General features: G+C 31.0%; 8 protein-coding genes. 1 reads left to right on the top strand and 7 read right to left on the bottom strand.

The window, feature by feature from the left end:
* Positions 1-113: 113 nt before the first annotated feature.
* The 7 genes from ASC44_RS01450 to ASC44_RS01480 all read right to left on the bottom strand — a co-directional run bounded on the left by ASC44_RS01450 (position 114) and on the right by ASC44_RS01480 (position 5,868).
* A complete protein-coding gene (locus ASC44_RS01450; RefSeq protein WP_055445847.1) occupies positions 114-458 on the bottom strand; it encodes a hypothetical protein in 345 nt (114 codons plus the stop codon).
* Positions 459-953: a DUF6787 family protein gene (locus tag ASC44_RS01455; RefSeq protein WP_055445848.1), complete on the bottom strand. Its 495-nt coding sequence runs from the start codon at positions 951-953 to the stop codon at positions 459-461.
* Between the two features lie 30 nt (positions 954-983).
* On the bottom strand, positions 984-1,421 hold the full coding sequence (locus tag ASC44_RS01460) for a DUF6146 family protein (RefSeq protein ID WP_055445849.1): 438 nt from the start codon (positions 1,419-1,421) through the stop codon (positions 984-986).
* 110 nt (positions 1,422-1,531) lie between these two features.
* Positions 1,532-2,167 (bottom strand): DUF937 domain-containing protein, encoded by a 636-nt coding sequence (locus ASC44_RS01465; protein ID WP_055445850.1) that lies wholly within the window; start codon positions 2,165-2,167, stop codon positions 1,532-1,534.
* Between the two features lie 112 nt (positions 2,168-2,279).
* Positions 2,280-3,242: a D-2-hydroxyacid dehydrogenase gene (locus ASC44_RS01470; RefSeq protein WP_055445851.1), complete on the bottom strand. Its 963-nt coding sequence runs from the start codon at positions 3,240-3,242 to the stop codon at positions 2,280-2,282.
* A 161-nt stretch (positions 3,243-3,403) separates the two neighbouring features.
* Entirely contained in the window at positions 3,404-4,465 is a 1,062-nt protein-coding gene (gene serC, locus ASC44_RS01475) for a 3-phosphoserine/phosphohydroxythreonine transaminase (protein WP_055437300.1), read from the bottom strand.
* 344 nt (positions 4,466-4,809) lie between these two features.
* Complete coding sequence (locus ASC44_RS01480; RefSeq protein WP_055445857.1) at positions 4,810-5,868, bottom strand: acyl-CoA reductase; 1,059 nt, start codon at positions 5,866-5,868, stop codon at positions 4,810-4,812.
* A 76-nt stretch (positions 5,869-5,944) separates the two neighbouring features.
* On the opposite strand from ASC44_RS01480, the gene ASC44_RS01485 reads away from it, so the two are divergent.
* Entirely contained in the window at positions 5,945-6,298 is a 354-nt protein-coding gene (locus ASC44_RS01485) for a 4Fe-4S dicluster domain-containing protein (RefSeq protein ID WP_055445858.1), read from the top strand.
* Positions 6,299-6,335 lie beyond the last annotated feature (37 nt).

Genomic DNA, 6,335 nt, shown 5'->3' on the forward strand with positions numbered 1-6,335 from the left:
AATGTTAATTCAATACTAAATAGTATCTCATTAATTTCTAGTTAAATAAGGAATATGTTTTTACGATGAACATCATAAAAAAGCATGTACTAATATTACTGTTTGAAAGTAATTTAAGAATAAGAAAGAGTAGTAGAAGGTGGGCCTCTTAATGCAATACCAAAGCTTTTGTAGCTGTTAATAAAGAAATATTTAGAAAATATATTCTTATGATTGTTTTTAATTTGAGGAATTATAACACCGTTAAAAACAAAAGAAAAAGTGTTATTTAATTTAAACTTATAAAATTCACAATCGACATTAACTTCATGAAAATGACTATCTGAAGGATTGCTACAAACTTCATGTTTATGGTTTTCAAAAACATGACCAAACTTAGCAACAGAAGGTAATACAACAGCAAGCAATAGCAAGATTGCTATACTTCTAAAGATAATATGTTGTATTTTTTTTTGCATTTAATCTAAAAATCGTCCTAAACCAAAACGACGTAACATTTTCTTCTCGAACTCCCAGAAAAACTTGCCTTGACCAAGTAAATAGCCAATGGTTACCAATATAATTTGATAGAAAACGAGACCAATGATAATATATAAAAACCAATAGACAAAGACATTTAAGTTTTCTTTAGTAATTCCTATAAATTTAATAAAAGGTCTACCAACCAATAAAGAGGAAGATCCAGTGATTGCGAAAACTATAAATATTCTAATTATTTCCCAACGTTGTTTTACTACCCACTTGTTTTCTAGTTTTTTAAAAAGGACTAAAACCAAACGTATTAGAAAAAAGGTGATTAATAAAGCAAATGCAATTTGAAAAGCGATATGATTTTCTTCTCTAAACAATCCAGCTATTTTAAACCCTGAATAAAAAAGACCGAGTATACCAATTATAGGAAATAGTAGCTGCCAGTTTTTTGTAATTTCCCAACGTTTTTTAAATTGTTCCATTGTATTGTTTTTAGAACGCGCAAATATAAATTAATTTTGAGGAACTCTAGTGCCTAAAAGGTTTTGGTTATATCTATTTTGAAAATAAACAAAGTAGTTATACATTTTGTAGTTTACTTCATAACCATAATCTGTACCATGAAAATAGTTAATTTCCATTTCGTATAAATTAGAGTTGTATCGCGTAGGCTGTAATACGCGTCTATTCCATTCTTGAACGTAGCGAATATTCTTATTCTCTAAATAGCTCTGTGTATAAAAACCTTCGGGCTTTGCAGTAGAAGCTAAGTATGAGCCGAAACCTGCTTCTATAATAATAACGTCGTACTCGACAGTATCGCCAGATATTTTAATGGTATCACCTTTTTTTAATTGAATATCTTCCTTTATTTGTGATGTCGGTTTTTTAGAAGAATTACAAGAAAAAACTAGAGCTATAATTGCGAGTAAAAAAAGCGTGTTTTTCATGATTATAATTTTTATAAAAATACGATTTATATAGATGGTTTAACTATTAGAAATAAAAAGAGCCAAACTTTCGTTCGACTCTTTTTATATTATTTTTAGGTTTTAAAATTTTACTTTCCAAAAAGACCTCCTAATAGTCCACCAAGACCACCTTTGCTTTTTGCTCCGCCAAGTACCATTCCAGCTACATCATCTACAATACTTCCATCTCCATCTGCATCTAAAATAGATTCTAAGAAACTTTGCTCTTTATCGGCTGAGTTTCCTCCTAATAAGCCGCCTAATAAATCTCCAATACCATTAGAAGAGCTTACATTTTGTTGTTGTGCTTGTTTTCCTAAAACACCCATTAAAATAGGAGCTGCAACTTTTAAAATGTTTGCTACTGAACTAGCATCTAATCCAGATTTTTCACCAATAATTTTTTCAACACCTTCTTTTTTAGCTCCTAAAACGTGACTTAAAATTTTATCTCCATCATTTTTTACTTCATCATCAACACCGCCACCAAACAATCCGCCAAGATTATCTAATATGCTTCCATTATGTTTTCCTTGTATTGCTCCCATAAGTCCTTCTGCTCCCTCTGGAGTAGAGGCATTACGTTGCATAGCTTTCATTAGTACTGGTAAAGCCATTGTAAGTACACTACTGGTTTTAGCTGAGTCGTTTCCTGTTGATCCAGCAACACCGCTAATTATTGATTTTCCTAAATCACTTCCTAATAAATCTAAAATTCCTGACATTCTTTAATATGGTTTAAGTTGTTATTGTTTGGAAAAGGTACATGAAAAAAGCCTTAACGTTAATATTAAGGCTTTAGGTTTTTATATATTCTATTATTTAACCGATAAACTGTTAGTTATTATCGACAAGTAACAGATTTTTGATTTGTGTCGCTAATTCAACACCAATACGATCTTGTGCTTCATTTGTTGCTGCACCAATATGTGGTGTCAACGATATTTTTGGATTCATAAGTACTTGAACAGCAGGAGTTGGTTCATCTTGAAACGTATCTAAACCAGCAAATGCAATTTTTCCACTGTCTAAAGCTTTTACTAATTCTACTTCGTTAACAACACCGCCACGCGCAGCATTTATTAAAGCAGAACCTTCTTTCATCATGTCAAATTGTGCTTGACCAATTACATAGTCTTTTTGTGCAGGTACGTGAAGAGTTACAAAGTCTGATTGTTTTAAAACATCGTCCATTGTTTGTGTCTTAATATTAAAGGTTGCAGATTGTCCATCGAAAAAATCGACAGATACATCGGCAGTTTCAATAAATTTATCGGCAGCAATAACTTTCATACCAACACCTAAACCTATTTTAGCAACTTCTTGACCTATACGTCCAAAACCAATTATACCAAGAGTTTTTCCTCTTAATTCAACTCCTTTAGCATAGTTTTTCTTAAGTTTCTTAAATTGAGTATCTCCATCTAACGGCATGTTTCTATTAGAATCGTATAAGTAACGTACACCTGTAAAAAGGTGAGCGAATACTAATTCGGCTACAGATTGAGAAGAAGCTGCAGGTGTATTAATAACATGTAGCCCTTGTTCACGTGCATAATCGACATCGATATTATCCATACCAACACCACCACGTCCAATAATTTTTAAATCTGGACAAGCATCAATAACTTCTTTTCTTACTGTTGTTGCACTACGCACCAAAACAACACTAATTTTGTTTTCGTTAATATAGTTTGCTAATTGTTCTTGTGCTACTGTTGTTGTAGATACTTCGAATCCAGCACTTTCTAAAGCGTCAATTCCACTTTGAGAAATACCATCGTTTGCTAATACTTTCATAGAAATTTATTTCGTTACTCTCATTTTTATGAGAATATTATTAATTATTGTTATGAAAAAGGCGAAAAATTAAAAGTGTTTTAAACGATTAATTTTTCAACTTAAAATTATTTTATTTTTAATATTTAGAATGTAAAACGGTTTATTGATGTTAACTAGTTTTAAGCTTTACTTTCTAATTCACTCATGATCTCTACTAATACTTTTACACTGTCTAGTGATAAAGCATTGTACATTGATGCTCTGTAACCACCAACACTTCTATGACCATTAATACCGTTAATACCACCTTCTTTACACATAGCATCGAAAGTTTCTTTAAGGTTTTCATTCTCTAAAGTAAAGGTTGCATTCATTTTAGAACGGTCCTCTTTTGCTGCAAAACCTTTAAATAGAGGATTTAAATCTATTTCAGAATACATTACAATTGCTTTCTTTTCGTTCTCTTTTTCTATTGCTTTTATACCACCTAAGTCTTTTAACCATTGCATAGTTAACATAGATGTATATACTGCAAATACTGGAGGCGTATTAAACATACTGCCTTTATCGATATGTACTTTGTAATCCATCATAGATGGCATTTTACGAGATACTTTACCTAGAATATCTTCTTTAATAACAACTAAAGTTGTTCCTGCAGGGCCCATATTTTTTTGAGCTCCAGCATAAATTAAATCAAATTGAGAAAAATCTAATGTACGAGAGAAAATGTCACTACTCATATCGCAAACCAATGGAATATCTACTTTTGGAAAACTTTTCATTTGTGTTCCAAAAATGGTATTGTTAGAAGTACAGTGAAAATAGTCGTAATCTGAAGGCACATCGTATCCTTTAGGGATATAGTTGTAATTTGCTTCTTTAGAAGATGCTACTTCGTAAACATCATCGTAAATTTTAGCTTCTTTAATAGCTTTATCACTCCATGCTCCTGTATTTAAATACCCAGCACGTTTTTCTAATAAATTAAGAGCAACCATTAAAAATTGAGTACTTGCTCCACCTTGTAAAAATAAAGCTTTATATCCTTTACCTTCTAAGCCTAAAAGCTCTAAAGCTAAAGCTCTAGCTTTTTCCATTACGTCTACAAAAGGTTTACTTCTATGCGATATTTCTATTAAAGATAATCCGTTATCGAAATCTAATAAGGCTTCCGAAGCTTTTAAAATTACTTCTTTAGGTAATACGCAAGGTCCTGCGCTAAAATTGTGTCTTTTCATGGTATGCTGAATTTATTTCAGGATGTATTAATATTTCATTTTCTTTTAAAATGATTTGAATAACAAGAATACAAAGGTGCTAAATATTGAATTGTTTTCTGTTATTAATATGATAATTTATTAGCGATAATTTTAACAAATGTTAATGTTTAATTTTTTCGCAAAAGAACAATATATATATTGTAACTTAAATTAAATGCAGTTTTTGATACAGTTTTTAACTTATTAATATGAAGTCTAATGTATTGGTATTGAGGATGTTTAGTTCTGTGTCTTTACGTTGTTCAAAAAGTTAAACTAAATATATCAATAAGCATTATAAAAACTGAATGGTATTTATATTTTTATAAGTTTAATAAAAATGTAATAGTATCTACATTATCTGCATAATCCCAAAGTTCTGGTTTTTGAGTGCTTCCAAAGTTAACCTCACTTTCAATAAAATCTTTAGCTACAATGCATTGTATTTTTTCAGAGTCATCTTTTAAAATGTTCTTTAGCGAGTTAATGTCATCATAATATTCGTAAAACACGGTTGCTATTGGTGACGCGAAGCTTTGGTCTTCTTTTATCATAAGAAAACCATTTTCCAACATAGCAAATTCACTCATTATATAAACGGCCTTATTATAATCGTAGTTATTTGCATATTTAGATTCGTTTATAATAGGATTCCACTTATACATGGCTTTAAAAAAGGCATCGAAGTTATAGTCTTTTGGTAGAAATAGTTTTGAAACATTTCTACATCCTAATCCATAATATCTAAAAATGTCTTCAGAAAGGTTCTCAAGCTCTTCATGAGATTCGTTTCCTGTTAAAACAGCAATAGAGTTTCTGTTTTTTCTAATTATTGAAGGTTTATCTTTAAAATAATATTCAAAATAACGCGCTGTATTAGAACTTCCAGTAGCAATCACTGCATCGAAGTTTTCCATTTTCCCTTCAGTAAAACTTATTTTTCCTTTAAATTCTGGCTCTACGTGCTCTAGATATTTTGCAAGAAAAGGTAGTAGGTGCTTGTCGTTAGACGATTGTTTGACTAAAACCGAATGTCCTGAAATTAACACAGAAATAAAATCATGAAAACCAACTAAAGGTATGTTACCTGCCATAATAATGGCTACATTTTGAGACGTATTCTCGGTAAAATTATAAGAAGAAGTCCATTTTGTTAATTGATTTGCTGTTAACGAATTAATCCATCCGTTTAACGCAAAAACGATATTAGTCTTTGTAAACCAGCCATTATACTCTTGTGCTAATTTTATTTGATGCTTAAATCCATCATAAAATAAATCGTTATGTGGAATATTGATATGTTTCTTGAATTCTTCCGAAGAAAATTGACTAATAAAAGCGCCTAATTTTGTGAAAGCGTTAATTCTTTGTTCTAAAGTCATTCTGTATTTGGTTATGAATGGTTTTGGCTTTATTTTTGCAATTGCAAATTTACGCAAACTAAATAAAAGAATTACTATGGCAATTATTATAACAGACGAATGTATAAATTGTGGAGCATGCGAGCCAGAATGCCCGAATACTGCAATTTATGAAGGTGCTGACGATTGGAGATATAAAGATGGAACAAGTTTAGAAGGAAATATTGTTCTTACAGATGGAAAAGCTGTAGACGCTGAGGAGGCTCAAGAGCCTATTAGCGATGAAGTTTATTACATTGTACCAGATAAGTGTACTGAGTGTGTTGGGTTTCATGAAGAGCCACAATGTGCTGCTGTATGTCCTGTAGATTGTTGTGTTCCAGATGATGAGCATGTTGAAACTGAAGACGCATTATTAGGAAAGCAGAAGTTTATGCATCCTGATGGATAATAGGTTATTAATCTATATGAAATAAAAAAAAGCCGAA

It is taken from the genome of Lacinutrix mariniflava, assembly GCF_001418015.1.
Lineage (GTDB): Bacteria > Bacteroidota > Bacteroidia > Flavobacteriales > Flavobacteriaceae > Lacinutrix > Lacinutrix mariniflava.

Coding starts and splice junctions, on each gene's coding strand:
- ASC44_RS01460 (WP_055445849.1), bottom strand. CDS start 1,421: ATGAAAAACACGCTTTTTTTACTCGCAATTATAGCTCTAGTTTTTTCT.
- serC (WP_055437300.1), bottom strand. CDS start 4,465: ATGAAAAGACACAATTTTAGCGCAGGACCTTGCGTATTACCTAAAGAA.
- ASC44_RS01455 (WP_055445848.1), bottom strand. CDS start 953: ATGGAACAATTTAAAAAACGTTGGGAAATTACAAAAAACTGGCAGCTA.
- ASC44_RS01465 (WP_055445850.1), bottom strand. CDS start 2,167: ATGTCAGGAATTTTAGATTTATTAGGAAGTGATTTAGGAAAATCAATA.
- ASC44_RS01480 (WP_055445857.1), bottom strand. CDS start 5,868: ATGACTTTAGAACAAAGAATTAACGCTTTCACAAAATTAGGCGCTTTT.
- ASC44_RS01470 (WP_055445851.1), bottom strand. CDS start 3,242: ATGAAAGTATTAGCAAACGATGGTATTTCTCAAAGTGGAATTGACGCT.
- ASC44_RS01485 (WP_055445858.1), top strand. CDS start 5,945: ATGGCAATTATTATAACAGACGAATGTATAAATTGTGGAGCATGCGAG.
- ASC44_RS01450 (WP_055445847.1), bottom strand. CDS start 458: ATGCAAAAAAAAATACAACATATTATCTTTAGAAGTATAGCAATCTTG.